Annotated in this window: 11 protein-coding genes; 4 read left to right on the forward strand and 7 right to left on the reverse strand. The window is 36.7% G+C overall.

Annotated features, from left to right (window positions below; genetic code table 11):
• From DRF61_RS22145 to katG, 5 genes are all read right to left on the reverse strand, one after another.
• The coding region (locus DRF61_RS22145; RefSeq protein WP_111961040.1) for a T9SS C-terminal target domain-containing protein at positions 1 to 1,056 on the reverse strand (1,056 nt) is incomplete at its 3' end.
• 663 nt (positions 1,057 to 1,719) lie between these two features.
• Positions 1,720 to 2,904 (reverse strand): NUMOD4 domain-containing protein, encoded by a 1,185-nt coding sequence (locus DRF61_RS22150; protein ID WP_111961030.1) that lies wholly within the window; start codon positions 2,902 to 2,904, stop codon positions 1,720 to 1,722.
• A 597-nt stretch (positions 2,905 to 3,501) separates the two neighbouring features.
• Positions 3,502 to 4,827, reverse strand: a complete 1,326-nt coding sequence (locus tag DRF61_RS22155) for a site-specific integrase (protein WP_111961031.1) — start codon at positions 4,825 to 4,827, stop codon at positions 3,502 to 3,504.
• A gap of 517 nt (positions 4,828 to 5,344) precedes the next feature.
• The gene (locus DRF61_RS22160; RefSeq protein ID WP_111961032.1) at positions 5,345 to 6,577 is read right to left on the reverse strand and encodes an autotransporter outer membrane beta-barrel domain-containing protein; all 1,233 of its coding nucleotides are present in this window, start codon (positions 6,575 to 6,577) and stop codon (positions 5,345 to 5,347) included.
• Between the two features lie 133 nt (positions 6,578 to 6,710).
• Complete coding sequence (katG, locus tag DRF61_RS22165; protein WP_111961033.1) at positions 6,711 to 8,990, reverse strand: catalase/peroxidase HPI; 2,280 nt, start codon at positions 8,988 to 8,990, stop codon at positions 6,711 to 6,713.
• 325 nt (positions 8,991 to 9,315) lie between these two features.
• On the opposite strand from katG, the gene DRF61_RS22170 reads away from it, so the two are divergent.
• Positions 9,316 to 9,777, forward strand: a complete 462-nt coding sequence (locus DRF61_RS22170) for a heme-binding domain-containing protein (protein WP_111961034.1) — start codon at positions 9,316 to 9,318, stop codon at positions 9,775 to 9,777.
• Positions 9,778 to 9,788: 11 nt separating this feature from the next.
• The gene (locus tag DRF61_RS22175) at positions 9,789 to 10,202 is read left to right on the forward strand and encodes a thiol-disulfide oxidoreductase DCC family protein (protein ID WP_111961035.1); all 414 of its coding nucleotides are present in this window, start codon (positions 9,789 to 9,791) and stop codon (positions 10,200 to 10,202) included.
• Between the two features lie 107 nt (positions 10,203 to 10,309).
• On the opposite strand, the gene DRF61_RS22180 is transcribed toward DRF61_RS22175, so the two are convergent.
• On the reverse strand, positions 10,310 to 11,743 hold the full coding sequence (locus tag DRF61_RS22180; protein ID WP_111961036.1) for an alpha-amylase: 1,434 nt from the start codon (positions 11,741 to 11,743) through the stop codon (positions 10,310 to 10,312).
• 188 nt (positions 11,744 to 11,931) lie between these two features.
• Here DRF61_RS22180 and DRF61_RS22185 point away from each other — a divergent pair, with 188 nt between their 5' ends.
• Together DRF61_RS22185 and murA are read left to right on the forward strand one after the other, a co-directional pair.
• The gene (locus tag DRF61_RS22185; RefSeq protein WP_111961037.1) at positions 11,932 to 12,606 is read left to right on the forward strand and encodes a DUF4290 domain-containing protein; all 675 of its coding nucleotides are present in this window, start codon (positions 11,932 to 11,934) and stop codon (positions 12,604 to 12,606) included.
• Positions 12,606 to 13,913 (forward strand): UDP-N-acetylglucosamine 1-carboxyvinyltransferase, encoded by a 1,308-nt coding sequence (murA, locus tag DRF61_RS22190; RefSeq protein WP_111961038.1) that lies wholly within the window; start codon positions 12,606 to 12,608, stop codon positions 13,911 to 13,913. The genes DRF61_RS22185 and murA overlap by 1 nt, the downstream gene beginning before the upstream one ends.
• 74 nt (positions 13,914 to 13,987) lie before the next feature.
• On the opposite strand, the gene DRF61_RS22195 is transcribed toward murA, so the two are convergent.
• Positions 13,988 to 16,147: a prolyl oligopeptidase family serine peptidase gene (locus DRF61_RS22195; RefSeq protein WP_111961039.1), complete on the reverse strand. Its 2,160-nt coding sequence runs from the start codon at positions 16,145 to 16,147 to the stop codon at positions 13,988 to 13,990.
• Between the last annotated feature and the right edge of the window lie 300 nt (positions 16,148 to 16,447).

The following is a 16,447-nucleotide window of genomic DNA, read 5'->3' on the forward strand; positions in this document are numbered from 1 at the left end:
ATCTTGGTTCTTGGCTCCCCGATCTTGACTCTGGATTACACTCGTTCCCATTAGAATATCCCGGTTTCCAAAATTGTAGGATTTCTGCCAAAGCTCTTCGCCTCTTTCGTTTAAGGAGATCAGCCATAAATCGGTGCCTTCTTCTATACCTGCGGTTTTGTTTCCTGATCTCTCGGATCTGGATTCTCCGCCAATTAAATAGCCGGAAGAGGTCAGTGCCAAGGTTCTTAAATGATCATCTGCTTTGCCTCCAAAATTCTTTTCCCATTCTATTTTTCCGGTTTTATCAAGCTTGATCACCCAGTAATCTCCTTCACCAAAGTTTTCGGTTTTCTTTGAACCGCCTGTTGTGCTTCTGGAATAGATACCTAGCAAGGCACCACCATCTTTAGTGGGAATCATTTTCTCTACTTCATCAAGACCTTTTCCTCCTAAAACTGATTGAGATAGTTCTTTTCCATCCTTATCAAGTTTTACAATTAAAATATCTTTGGAACCATAACCTTTGGCTGAATTTTGAATATTTCCGGCTACAAAAAATCCGAAGTCTGTTGTTTGAATTACTGATCTTGCTTCTTCATCCGTTGCAGATCCTAAAGTTTTCTGCCAGAGTTCGTCTCCAAATTCATTAAGTCGTATCAGCCAAATATCGGATCCTCCTTTGGAATCTTCTTTTTTATCCAATCCTTTTCCTGAATAGCTTGTTCCGACAATTAGAAAGCCTCCGTCCTGGGTAGCCACGGAACCTGATAGATAATCGTGGTTTTGTCCTGACAGATATTTTTCCCAAACTTCTTCTCCTTGCTGGTTAAGCTTTACCAGATGGAAATCGTAGCCGTTATTTTGTTTCTGGTTTGAGGTCTCTGAGCCTATTAAAGGGTTGGATTGAATTGAGCTTCCCGTGATCAGATACTGTTGATCTATTGTTGTGGTCACCTGGCTTAGAAAATCCTGCGTAGAGGATCTGATGTCCCGTTGCCATGCTACCTCTGTTTCCTGGGCCGAAAAATTCAGGAATGCACACAGGGCGAGTGCGAGTATGTAATTTTTTTTCATATCTGTTTATTTTTTGCGAATTTAATAATTATATTTTAATTCCTAACATAGGGAAAACCCCATATTTTAATTGTGTTTTTAGGGTAGTTTAATCCGATGAACAAAGTGTTTTCATAAAGTGTTGTTTTTTTAATATTCTGTTTTGTTTCTACACCAAAGATATAATCACAAGACGACAAAGCGTGTCGCATTATATTGCATGATGTGGTAAATTCTTTTTTGGATAAAAAAATAAGAAAGCGTGGAACTAATTCTACTGCCTTGGAGGTACTGGTATACCTAAGAAACAAATAGAGAAAAGCCCACGCCGGACGTGAGCATCACTATTCTTGTTTCTTTTTATAAATTACCAGTTTACCAAGACAAGAAAAAAGCAGATGCTTTTATATTTTTTCGTTAAAATCTTAAGTGCGAAGATATAAATATTTCTGAAACTATAGGTGTTTAAATTCACAACAGGAAGAAATGTTTTTATATAGATATTTTCAATCGGGTGAATAAAATACTTAATCTGACAATTTTTAGCTTTAGAATGATAATTACATATACCAATGGTAATTCAAACTATTAATTAACTTCGTTTTATTTATCACATAATTACTTTTATGACTACCACTCATTTTTAAGAAGAAGAAGAACAATATCTATGATTATTTGTTAATTTCAATACTCATCCGAATCTATTTTATTTTTTTTCAGTAATGAACAGCATAATGAAAGCTTTGAAAAATCCATATTCCATAGTGGTTCATTTTTATTAATTACAACCAGTGTTTCATCATTTAAATCAAAAGGTTCTACAAAACAATAATAAAGCAATCGTCCTACAATTGCCGTAATAATCTTGCCCTTATTATTTAACTCACAATATAGATAGCAGGGAGTATTTTTTCTATTGATATTAGCCTGTGAGAGGATATGTTCTTTTACTATTCTTTTTTTTTCAGGGAAAGACCATCTACTTAGCCGTTTCACTCTTCCTTTATTAGATATTAAATATTGGTCTTCAAAACCTACTATAGGTATTGGCTTCCAATATTCTCCAGGAAGATCCTCTATTGATAGATTCATACATGGTGGTGGATTATTTTTATTAATCCTGGGTCTTCCAAGGTTTTTCCAAAGGGTTTCATTAAATAGCTTTCCGGATGTAGTTTTTATTCTACTAACCAGAAAGTCTTCTTTACCTGGTGGATCACTTTGCAAAAACCATCGAAATGTTCCAGCAGTTAAAAATTTCTTATTGATTACATCTATAATCCTTTCACAAGAAATGCCGAGTTTTTCTTCAGCTGAATAAATGCTATCAAATTGATCAATCAGTGCACCTTCGACACTATATTGGCTAACAGGTTGCAAATATATGGCGTGTATATTTTTAGCTCTATCTGAATGATATATTCTAAGGCTTTCTTCTTTAACTGAAATTTTCTCCAGATTCTTACAATGCATATGAAATCTATTATTATCCTTGGGTATAATAACGACAGTACGATCATCCATATCAAATTCTTCAATAAAATGATAATACACCAAACGGCCTAAAGACTTTGTATGAGCCTTACCTTCCCGTGAAATTCTACATTGTACATTATAAGTATAACTTTGGAGATAATTATTGAAATTTTTAGAGAAAAGTGGTTTTAAAATCAATTCTGCCAATATGTATTCATGACCCAAGCGAGACTGAAACCAACGCTTACATCTCTTTACCCTTCCATAGTTGGAGATTTCATAATTCTCAAAACCTTCAATAGATTTCCACTCTTCATCAGCGAGATTTTTCAGTGACTTATTATAAAGTACATTCTTTAAATATTGATCTGATAGTTCCGGAGGTAAGTTCATAGATTGAAAATTTCTTTTGTTTACAAATTATATAATATTCATATAAAATATTGGACATAAGTAATTTATAAAAATATAATGATTTTCAGAATATTCAAAAAATTTTCAAATATAAATTAATGGCAGCTACAGTTCCTTACACGTAAACAGATAGGGGGATATTCAACAAAATGTTTCAAATTATTACTCCTTATGTGTGTGTAAGATAGGATAAACTCGGTTGAAGCATCTATTTTTTATAGTATTCAAAGATTTTAAAATTTAAATTATATCTGGTTCTACCAATTAAAAAGTTTAGAATCCAGAATAAGTCATCTTTCATTATTTTATCGGATAAACTGATTCCCTTTATTTATTATGGTTTGAAGTAATTTTTATAAATACAGGAATTAAGGCTACCCCTCTGTAAATTTTAAAATTCCTTGCGTATCACTTTGTGTGTCTGTGTGAAACGCAATCTGGCACTCTCTATGCAAACGTATAGATTCTAAAAACACGGTGTGGTCAAAATATTAGTAGAAAAACCTAAAGTTTATTGTTCAGGATTCCAAAAGTATTTATAGGGACATGTTATCATCATAAAATTTAGAATTATTATTAATTCACATTCTTGATTACTAAATCGTCTTTATTTTCTTTATGATCTAGCTGCTCCCAATAGGAATACATCTGCTCGGAAAGGGTACTGTTATCAATCCCGATATATCCCAAAAACTCGGTTTCGGTCCTATGCCCTGTAACACTCATAATAATTGCAGTGGGAATCTTACTGTAATACATAGTAGCAAAAGTTCTCCTGCATATGTGTGATGAAACTAAATCGTGGAGGGGATAGTTTCCAAAGACATAATGTTTTTTAACCTCATCATATACCCTTCCATATTCCGGGCGGTCTATGCCTGCCAACTTACAGATCTTTTTCAGGTTCTCATTAAAAATAGTCTTTGCACTCTCCAGATTTATTGAAAACTGAGCAGGAAAAAACCCTTTCCTTTTATCCAAGATTTTCTTAACTTCCGTATGAATAGGAACTAAGACAGGCGTTTTGGTTTTCTTCTGACTTAAATTTATGAATTCTTTACCGTTGATTGTGACAAATTTTTCAGGTGTCATTCTAAACAGATCTGATGCCCTTTGCCCGGTATAACAGCCAATAATAAGCCAGTCACGCGTTTGTTCCAGCTTTTCATTAACTATTAATAATTCTTGTATTCTTTGTAGTTCTTCAGGCTTTAAATACGGAGTGGGAGTATCAACAGTAAATCCTTTTATCTCACTCAGCTGGTCATGAACCTCAATATTATCAATCTTGGCATCTTTAAAAATTGTTTTGGTATATTTCAAATATTTCCCGACTGTATTATCACTCAGATTCTGTCCCCGAAGGAAGGTAACAAATCTGTTTCCAGCAGAAATATTGTAATCCGAGACTTTAAGCCTCTTTTTTTCTGTCTTTAAAAATTCCTGAAACTTATCTACAATTGTTAAATGTTTTTGCCTGGTTCCCTTTGTGATTGGTTTCCCCTTATATTTTCTAAAGGGTAAAATATCAGTCTTATAATGTTCAAGATAGTTTTCTATAAAATCAAGCCTTTCTATTTTGCGCCCTCCGGAATAGTAAGCATCAATAATTTCAGCCAGCCAGTCTCCGTTAATAATTTCAGTTTCGTTTCTTTTCCGGTATTGCTCTAAAATAAACGATTCCAGTTTTGTTAAGGTATTGATCTGTTCAGTCTGATTCTGCAGAGCCTCTCTGGTTAATGCCGTTCTTTGGACTACTCCACCTTTTTTAGCATTCCAGTTTTCAGGATTAACCGTTTCGCGGGTTTTACGTTTATAAACCTGATTGCTGCCTATCGAAAAACGAACATAGATAACCGCACTTGGTTTCTTTGACTGGATAATAAATTTTACGGTGGCCATAAATCTGTACTTAAAGTTTCAACAATACAAATCTAGTCAATTTCTAGTCAAAAATATATTATTTTATCTTAAATACATCTTACTTCATTTAACTAAACAGCAATCAACAAATATATTAAAATACTAAATATCAATTAATTAAACATAACAATACATCTAAATAAAATAAAATGTATTTAGGTTGACTAAACTATTACACTCCCTGTGGGTCTACAATTTAAAAGCAATCTTCTGGTTTACAGTTGATTGCTTTTTATTTTGGTTAAGTTTTAATTGGCTTTGATATTTATCTTCATTTGGATTCCACATATTCATAACTAACTTTGTAGTTGATTTGTTGAACAGTGGCTTATGATATAATAACGAACAAGCTGTGTCAAAAGTCCCCTCTTCTCGGATTCCTGTATGATAAATTTTTATTGTTTGGGAGATTCTCAGAGCAGTATTTATCTTTTGAGACGCCTCCTATTAAAAATTATTATTCGTCAAACTTTTTACAAAATTTAATTAATAACGGTTAATATCTCGAAATCACCACCCAGGCTGAGCCGGTACTTTGTACTACAATTGCTCTTCCCCAATCACTGTTATTCAAACCATAATTGGTAAAATTGCCTCCATTAATCCTAAAACTTCCATTAATAGTAACATTTCCAGCTGTATCATTGACCAAATTATAAACTTTTCCTTGATTGGCTGCAGTTGCAGCCGGAAGAGAAATATTTCCTGTTACAAGAACCGTATAATCATCGGCAGCAACAGTTCCCGTAGACAAAGTTTTTATTTTTGCATTTAAAGATGAAGCATCTTTCCAGGACAATACTCCCGACCCATCTGTTACTAAAACCTGGCCGGACTGGCCATTTGTTCTCGGAAAAGTATATGCCCCCTGAGGATTCCCGGATGTATCTATATAGGAAAAGGTAACCCCTTTACTTTTTTCAAGAGTAACATTGGTTACCCCCGTTGTTCCTCCATCGTGACTCAGAATTAAGCTATTACTAGTTCCATTACTTATTCCCCATATAGAAGCATTTATACTTTGATCCTGATTAACAGCTACCAGACCAAAGGATCCGCCCGTAGACTGTGAAAAGGTGGCTATGCTGCCCCCACTGTCTCCATAATTGGATTGTAAGGTGGTTAAACCCGGTCTTGCCATAACCACACCTAAACTTGTAGCAGCAGACAGATCACTATTATCCGAATAATAGATACCACTGCCTGCTCCTAAAAGGTTAGTATCTACACCAAAGTAATTGCTTCCGGTTCCATATTGAGCTTTCATATCACCTTTCACTTCAAACTGTCTGTCAGATACAGCATCAGCAGAAGTAAATCCAATCCCTACCTTTCCATTCTGATAAATGTTTTGATTATTAGAGGTCGCAGGATTAGCAGTATTTTGTAAATTCCATGGAGATGCGGAAATTCCAGTATTTAGCTTTACCCATTTATTCAAATCCCCGTTAAAATAGTAATATCCTGCGCTGCTTACATCAGCGGTTTGTCCACTTAAAGCCCCGGCAGTGGTTACATATACCAATGCTCCTGTTTGTAAAGGTGTATAAGTTTTGAGATTCAATTGATCACCTGTAATTCTGGGTGCAATAATTCCATCAAATTTTGAAGTATCGGTCGGATTGCCCGCTACATCCAGCGTAGCATTTGGAAGATCTGTATTCACTCCCACCTGGGCAAAACTAAATGACCCTACCAATAATAGGGCAGGAAATAATTTTCTTAACATATTTATTTGTTTTTTATCAACAAATATATAATTAATTTGAACATTATATTATTTAATAAATTAATTTATAAAAATATCTATAAAAAAAGACAGCTTTTACAGCTGTCTTCATAATATTATGTTAAGTTTACAATTACTTTAAATCAAATCTGTCAGAATTCATCACTTTAACCCAGGCGGAAACAAAATCATTTACAAATTTTCTCTGGGCATCGGAACTGGCATACACTTCTGCAATCGCTCTCAATTCAGAATTAGAGCCAAAAACAAGATCTGCACGGGTAGCTGTCCATTTTGGCTGTCCTGTTGACCGATCGGTTCCTATATACAGTTCCTGATCTTCCGAAATAGCTTTCCATTGCGTTCCCATATCGAGAAGATTAACAAAAAAGTCATTGGTAAGTATTCCCGGACGGTTGGTAAATACACCATGTTTTGATCCGTCAAAATTCGTGTCCAGTGCACGCATTCCGCCTATAAGTACGGTAAGTTCAGGTGCTGTTAAGGTTAAAAGCTGTGCCTTATCAATCAGTAAGGATTCTGTAGATACACTGAATTTCTTTTTCAGATAGTTACGGAATCCATCTGCTGCAGGCTCCAGATAGCTCATGGATTCTACATCGGTCTGTTCCTGTGAAGCATCCATTCTTCCGGGTGCAAAAGGAACTTTGATATCATGCCCTGATTCTTTTGCAGCTTTTTCAACTCCCGCACTTCCTGCAAGAACAATTACATCCGCCAATGATACTTTTTTATTGACAACTTGAGTGTTGTTGAATTCTTTTTGAATATTTTCCAAAACCCCTAAAACTTTCTGAAGCTGAACAGGGTTGTTTACCTCCCAATCTTTTTGAGGAGCCAGCCTGATTCTTGCTCCGTTGGCCCCGCCGCGCTTATCACTTCCCCTGAATGTGGATGCGGAAGCCCATGCAGTAGATACTAACTCTGAAACACTTAATCCTGAATTTAATATTTTTTCTTTTAAGGTGCTAATATCTGCATCATTGATCAGTTCATGATCAACCTGAGGAATAGGATCCTGCCAGATCAGTTCTTCCTGAGGAACGTCCGGTCCCAGATATCTTGCTTTAGGCCCCATATCTCTGTGGGTAAGCTTAAACCATGCTCTGGAGAAGGCATCTGCAAATGCATCCGGATTTTCATAGAAATGTCTTGATATTTTTTCATACACTGGATCCAGTCTTAAGGAAAGATCTGTAGTCAACATCGTAGGTCTGTGCTTTTTTGCAGGATCAAAAGCATCAGGAATGATCTCAGCTCCGTTTTTGGCGACCCATTGGTGAGCTCCGGCAGGGCTTTTGGTCAGTTCCCATTCATTTTCAAATAAATTTTTGAAAAAATAATTGCTCCACTGTGTCGGAGTCTCTGTCCATGTTACTTCCAGACCGCTGGAAATAGCATCTGTTCCTTTTCCTGATTTATAAGTACTGGTCCATCCTAGTCCCTGAAGTTCAATTCCCGCTGCTTCCGGCTCTTTTCCAACGTTATCCGCAGGCCCTGCACCATGAGTTTTTCCAAAAGTATGTCCACCGGCAATTAAAGCTACCGTTTCTTCATCATTCATCGCCATACGTCCGAATGTATCGCGGATATCTTTGGCAGCAGCTATCGGATCAGGATTTCCGTCCGGGCCTTCAGGGTTTACATAAATAAGCCCCATTTGTACAGCAGCAAGAGGCTTTTCAAGGTTTCTGGAATGAACATCACCGTCTGCATCATCATCAGTTGGAAGTACTCCATGCTTTTCGGCTACACCTTCTGAACCGTGTGCATACCGCAAGTCACCTCCAAGCCATGTTTTTTCCGAACCCCAGTAAACATCCATATCCGGTTCCCAAACATCTTCACGGCCTCCGGCAAAACCAAATGTTTTAAAGCCCATAGACTCTAAAGCAATATTCCCGGTAAGGACCAAAAGATCTGCCCATGAGATTTTATTTCCATATTTCTGCTTGATAGGCCACAGCAATCTTCTGGCTTTATCCAGACTCACGTTATCCGGCCAGCTGTTCAGTGGAGCAAAACGCTGCTGTCCTGCACCGGCTCCTCCTCTTCCATCACCAACACGGTAGGTACCGGCACTGTGCCATGCCATTCGGATAAACAAGGGACCGTAATGGCCAAAATCGGCAGGCCACCAGTCCTGAGAATCTGTCATTAATGCATGCAGATCTCTTTTTACAGCTTCAAGGTCGAGACTTTTGAATGCTTCCGCATAGTCAAAATCTTTATCCATAGGATCTGAAAGAGATGAGTGCTGGCGCAGGATATCAACCCTAAGCTGATCAGGCCACCAATCAAGATTTTTGGTTCCTCCTCCAGCTACAGCTTCTTTTTTCATTGTTCCGTTATGGAACGGACATTTACTGATGTCATTCAAATCATTTTCCATTGTCGTTTATTTTTATGTTGATTAATACAGTTTTTTTTAAACATAACAAACTTACAAAGTCTCATATATAAATACAATCTATTAATTATTATTTAAATGATAGTCAAAAACTATAACTAGCCAATCTTTATAAATCATTTTAAAGCAGGATATTAAAAGTTATAATAATGCAATTAAGTTAGTTAAAATTCAAAAGCAGATATGAAAAAAGCAAGTCTAAGTTGCCATATTTAGAATGATTCAAATGAGCATTGTATGTTTTGATAATCAATTCATTCGATTTAATAAAATTTGATTATTTTTATAGTTCAAGAATATAATTGATATGAAAAAAATCCTGGTTGTTCTGCTTGTTGCGTTTATTATTATACAGTTTTTCCCGATCGACAGGACTAATCCGGCCCCAACGCCGGGTATGGATTTCCTGAAGATCAAAAACACGCCGGAACCTATTGCAAAAATCATCAGAACATCCTGCTATGACTGCCATTCCAATGAAACTGAATATCCGTGGTATGCCAGCATTTCACCAGCTTCATGGTTTGTTAAAAATCATATAGAGGAAGGCAGAAAGCATCTTAATTTCTCTACTTTTGCAGTATACGAACCTAAAAGGCAGGCCCATAAACTTGGAGAATGTATAGAAATGACAGAAAAAGAAGAAATGCCCCTGGAGTCTTATTATGTAGGACATCAGGATGCAAAGCTGACTGCGGAACAGCGTAAGGAACTGGTGAAATACTTCAAAAAAGTAAAAGAAGATACGGAAAGGAAAATGTTATTTTAAATATCTATATCATGAAGGAGAACTGGGAAGACAAACATATTGTATTTTTTGACGGCGACTGTGGCGTCTGTAATTTCTGGGTACAGTGGGTCCTTGAACGGGATAAGAATGACCGATTTATGTTTGCATCCCTGCAGTCTGATTTCGGACAGAAGTTTCTGTCTGAGAGAGGTCTTCAAACTCAAGTATTCAACACGCTATACCTCTGGAAACCTGGACAGTATTATTTCACCAAATCACGTGCTGTACTGCAGATCGCCACTATATTGGGTGGGGTTTATAAACTGTCGGCTGCCGGAAAAGTATTGCCTGCATTTTTGAGTGATCAGGTGTATGATCTTATTTCAAGAAACAGAATGAAACTGGCCAATCAGAAATGTTTTCTTCCTGATCGTGAGCAAAAGAAAAAATTTATTGAAATCTAATTTAAATCCTGAATTTGTAGACTAAATCCGCTTCTGTTAATCTATATTTTCCAGGATGTAAATAATAAAAAAGCAAAGATGAAATTCATCCTTGCTCTTCTTAAATTTTATTGGTTCAATGACCATATTGAATAACTGTTTGGCGGAGCCTGAATTTTCACCCATTTATCTCCCTGTGTTGTTGGATACCATCCGGAATGACCTGTAAAATCTTTTATCTGCTTACTGCTCCAGTTGGTTTCTACCCATCTTTCCTGCCAGCTCGATGAATTATTGATATAAACCACCAGGCCAGGATTCCCGTTATAGCCGTTACGCCTTGCAATATATTCATCATTATCCGTATATAATATGGAAGTGGTTCCTGTAGCCTTATTATTATGGATCCAGATCAGATTATTAAGCCTTTCTTTGTTTAACCACTCTTCGTAGTCACGGTAAAAAACAGTAGGATAACCTTCATGAGTAAGAATGTAAGCATAAGCCGGCATCTTATTGTTAATAATATCGGTATCATGATTGGCCACAAAAGTCACTGCTTTATATGGGTTTCTTTTCCACATCATGTCGTCATTCAGAACATTTAAATTTCCGTTGTCAAAAGCTTCATCCATTTTATAGTATGCCGCAAAATCAAATACAGAACTGTTGGCATTATTAGCCCACCATTCTAAGGTATTTACATTGGAATCCCAAAGTTCACCAACAGAAAATCCACCAACGTTGGAATTCCAGTTATTGACAACCCAAGGTCCAAAGCCTTTGACATAATCAAATCTCCATCCGTCAAATTTCATAACATTCTTATAATACTTCCCTACAGAATCATCTCTTCCCCAGAGCCAGTCCTGGACATAAGGATTAGCATGACACAGGTCGGGAAACCCTCCGAAAGCACCTTCATCATTATTCCCGTACGAATTTTTGTAAAAATCATTATAACTTCGCTGAAATTTCCCGGAAGCAACTCCTGAAAAGTCTGTCCAGGTATTTGTTCCGGTAAAAGGATTGGCCTGAGACTGTCCGCCACTGTTATGATTGATAACAATATCTGCATACACCTGCATATTTTCTGCATGGGCTTTTGTTATCAATGCTTCCAGCTCAGTCCGGGATCCAAAACGGGTTTCTACACTTCCGTTCTGGTTAAAATTTCCAAAATCATAGTAATCTGTCGGGTCATATCCCATAGAGTAAGCTCCGTTCTGAGCTTTTGAAGCAGGTGGAAGCCATACTGCACTAATTCCGGAGTCTGACCAGGCAGTCAGCTTGTCTTTCACAGTGTTCCACCAATTTCCACCTTCGGGAACATCCCAGTAAAACCCCTGCATCAGGACACCGCCTCCAGGACCGGATACATATTTCCCGGTCAAAGATCCGCTTCCTGTACTAAAGGGCCGCCCGTCATGGTTGGTAACATTTACGGTTTTAGCATGAACTTCTTCTTTCTGAAGACTTTCATTATCATTTTCATCACCGCTCTGACAGGAACTTAAAAATGCTAAAGACAGCATCGAAATTAAGAAATGTGTTTTTTTCATACGTGTATTTTAATTATTAATCTATTAACTAAATTACAATTTTATTGAAACAAAATATATAAAACACAAAAATTTTTCATTTTCAATAAAAGATTCCTGACAATGGCTGTATAAAAAATTCATTAAAAAATCATAAACTTTTAATAATTTCAAAGCAATTTTTCTTTTAATCCATATATTTGCATACTATGGAATACAATACCCAAAAAACTCAGCTTCATATGCCGGAATATGGCAGAATTATACAACAGCTGGTTGAACGCTGCAAAGAGCTCCCTACCAAAGAGGAAAGGAGTGAAATGGCTATGGCCATTATCGATTTTATGGGTCAGAGAAACCCTCAGCTCCGTGACGAAGAAAATTATAAGCATAAACTTTGGGATCATCTTTTTATTTTAGCAGAATATGATCTTGATGTAGATTCCCCATACCCTTTTCCTACCAGAGAACAGCTTGCCGAAAAGCCTAAAAGAATGGAATACCCTAAACTTCAGGGAGATTTTAAATTCTACGGGAAAAGTATTCTTCAATTGATAGAAAAAGCTATCGAACTGGAACCTGGTGATGAGAAGGAAGCCCTGATCGAAGTGATTGCCAACAACATGAAGAAGTCTTATAATGTATATAATAAGGAACATGTAACGGATGATGTTATTTTCCGTCACCTGAAGGAGCTTTCTGAAAACAGACTGGACCTTACGGGAATAGAATCCCTGGAGAAGAGCAAGATCTACTATACCAGCAATAACAACAACAGCAGGAACAACAATAACAGCGGCAGAAGCAGCAACAGTAATAACAACAATAATAAGAACCAGACCAATAAGAGAAGGCATAACAACAACCATAAAAACAGAAAATAATGAGTGGAACATTTCAGATAAGAGGAGGGAAAAGACTGCATGGTGAAATCACTCCACAAGGGGCAAAAAATGAAGCTCTTCAAATTTTATGTGCTGTCCTGTTAACAGATGAGGAGGTAAGAATTAAAAATATTCCGGATATTCATGATGTAAACAGACTTATTGAAATTCTGGGCGATTTTGGGGTTAAGGTAACCAAAAATGGGCAGGGTGATTTCACATTTAAAGCCGATAAGGTCAATTTCGATTATATCAAGTCTGATGAATTTAAAAAAGACGGTGCTAAACTAAGAGGTTCTATCATGCTGATGGGTCCAATGCTTGCCCGTTATGGTGAAGCGTATATGCCGACCCCGGGAGGTGACAAGATAGGAAGAAGAAGATTAGATACTCATTTCCAGGGACTTGTAGAACTTGGCGCTGAATTTAATTATGACGAAGATGAATATTTTTATTCATTGAAAGCTAAGGAGCTGAGAGGAAAGTTTATTCTCCTGGAAGAAGCTTCTGTAACCGGAACAGCCAATATTGTGATGGCCGCAGCTCTTGCCAAAGGAAAAACAAGAATTTATAATGCCGCCTGCGAACCTTATCTTCAGCAACTCTGCAAAATGCTGAACAGAATGGGGGCAAACATCTCCGGAATCGGGTCTAACCTGGTAACGATTGAAGGGGTTGAATATCTTCATGGTACGGAACACACAATGCTTCCGGATATGGTAGAAATCGGATCATGGATAGGCCTTGCTGCCATGACTAAATCTGAGATCACTATTAAAAATGTCAACTGGAGCCAGCTTGGTGTTATTCCCAACACATTCAGAAAGTTAGGCATCGAACTTGAGCAGAGCAATGACGATATATTTATTCCTGCCCAGGAAAACTATAAGATTCAGAAGTTTATTGATGGTTCTATTCTTACCATTTCAGATGCTCCATGGCCTGGATTTACACCGGATTTATTATCAATTATTCTGGTAGTAGCCACTCAGGCAAAAGGAAGTCTTTTGGTTCACCAGAAAATGTTTGAATCCAGATTATTCTTTGTGGATAAACTGATCGATATGGGGGCACAGATCATTTTATGTGATCCGCACAGAGCTACGGTAATCGGACTGAACCAGGAAGCTCCGTTGAGAGGAACGACTATGGTTTCCCCGGATATCAGAGCAGGAAATGCACTTCTTATCGCAGCACTTTCCGCAGAAGGAAAATCCATCATCCACAATATCGAACAGATCGACAGAGGGTATGAAAATATCGACGGAAGGCTGAAAGCCATTGGGGCGGATATTGAGAGAATTTAGGAAAATATTTATTATAATATAAAAGCGTTCAAATTAATTTGAACGCTTTTTGTTTTTTTCAGAATTTATATAAATTATTTTTTTGCTTTAATTTGGTAATCAGGATGTCCAAGCTGCCAGAATGCAAAAGCAAAAATATCTCCTAAATTAGAATACCGCTGAGCAAGAGGAATATTATTACCATGCCCTCCTTCATAATCTATCTTTAACAAAACAGGATTTTCAGATTTACTTTTGGCCATTAACTTAGCTGCAAACTTCACAGGCTGCCAAACGATTACCCTGTTATCATTAATTCCTCCGGTTATAAGTGTTGCAGGATATTTTTCTCCTTTTTTAATATGCTGATAAGCATCCATTTCCAATAAACTTTTGAACTCATCCGGATCTTTTACAGTTCCAAACTCTTTAGCATTTCCTGCCCCATTTGGTGTATTTTCAAATCTGGTTATATTGGTAATTCCCACTTCAATAATTGCAGCTTTGAATAAATCCGGTCTTTCGGTTATTGCTCTTCCGACGGCAATCCCTCCGGCACTTGCTCCCCAGATAGCTATTTTTTCTTTTGAAGTATACTTTTCTTTAATCAGGTATTCTGCACAGTCAATCACATCTCTCCACGTGTTAGGTTTTGTCGCTTTGAAACCAGCCAAACGCCATTGCTCCCCTTTTTCACCTCCTCCTCTCACATGGGCAACGGCAATCATACCTCCTTGTGCTGCCCATAACATATAACTCTTAACAAAATACGGATTCCTGGATGTTCCATAGGCACCATAGGCGTCTATTAAAACAGGGATGTTCCCATCTCTCTTTATATTTTTATCGTAGATCAAGGACAGGGGAACTTCTTCCCCATCCCTTGCTTTAAAAGTTATTTCTTCTACAACAATGTCTTTAAATTCCGGATATTCCAAAGCAGGGACTAGATTTTCCAACGTAAAAGCATTTTCTTTAAGGGTATATCGAAAGCGTTGCTCTTCGTTTGCCCAGCCGGAACAAGAAACCCAGATATCTGAAAAATCTTTACCTTTAGATTGGAGATCAGCATTTCCAGATGCGTAGGGCAATACAATGGGAATCTCTTTTCCATCTTTATACAAATACAGTTTTGCTTCTACACCATTTTTCGTCGTTGTATAGTAAATTCCATCCTTAGTGACTGTATAATCTTTAAATACCTCATCTTTTTTTTCCGGTACCAGCACATCCGGGTTTCTGAAATCAGGATTTTTCACATTGGTTTTACACAATTTCAGATTTGATGAATTATATCCCGAAAGAAAAAATATTTCGTCTCCTGCTAATCGTAGATACGTTACTTTATCGTCTTTATCATAAAGCGGTTTCCAATTTTTTTTGCCCTGTAAAAGATCTTCTTTATCAGAGATAAATGTTTTTCGAAAATCATCCGTATCAACCAATATACCTACATAATACTGCTCATCAGCATTCATGGAAATGATAGCGGGAAAATCATCATCATTGATTTTTAAATCAGGATTGTTTTTACTGGAAAATACATCATTCCGCATATTCGGATCTTCGCCTATTCTGTATAAAATCGACTGAGTATTCTTTCCAAATTGATTAGACGTTACATCAACTACGGGATAATATATATAGAAAAAGCCTGAATTATCTTCCAGCCATTTTATTCCTCCAACAGAAGCCGGATTAGTCTGGGTAATAACCTGTGGATAAATATATTTATTTTCCACTTCCATGATAATAATCTGTGAAATTTCTTTTCCTTTCTCTGATAAAGAAATGGCAAGTTTCTTACTGTCCCAACTCGGACTGATCAAGGTAACTAAATAGTCGTGATCGGGCTTATACGGATCGTACAATAATAATTCTTTTCCGTTAAAGCCATTTCTATAATAGACTTTGCCAGATTTTTCGTTAGCTTCTTTTTTTACATAAAAATACTCATCCCTGGCTGTGATTTTTAAGTTGGAAATTGAATAGCCTTGTCTTTTATCAAGTTCTAATCTTTTATCCAGATAATAATTTTTATTTGGAATGTTATTAAGGACAGAAGTTGAATACTCTGTTTGGGACTTCATCCAATTCGTTGTTGATACATCTTGTAAATTTTCAAGATTTCTATATTCATCTGTTAGTTTAAGTCCAAAATAGGTATCTGTTGCCAGTTGCGACGGAGCTAAATTCGTTTTTTGAGCATTGATTAATCCAAAAAAGATCAAAGTAAAAAACTTCAGTTTTTTCATATTTTGCTATTATAATCCTCCTCCTTCCATTGGTTAGTCGATTTCCTCATCCAGAAGCAAGAATGTGTCAGCAAAATTAATACATCTCTTTGAAATGAAATATACATTTTAAAATACGCAGCATAATAATTTCACAGCATATTGAATATCAAATCATTTAAAAACAAATTCAGCAGAAATTTTCAGAAACTTCCCCCTTAGATTCAAAAAAAAACCGCCATACCAAGTACAACGGTTAAATATTTTCATTACATAACGACAAACTTATTGGTAAGCTACCAGCCACCGCCTCCACCACCT

Origin of the sequence: Chryseobacterium lathyri (assembly GCF_003290185.1) — a bacterium.
GTDB classification, from domain to species: domain Bacteria; phylum Bacteroidota; class Bacteroidia; order Flavobacteriales; family Weeksellaceae; genus Chryseobacterium; species Chryseobacterium lathyri.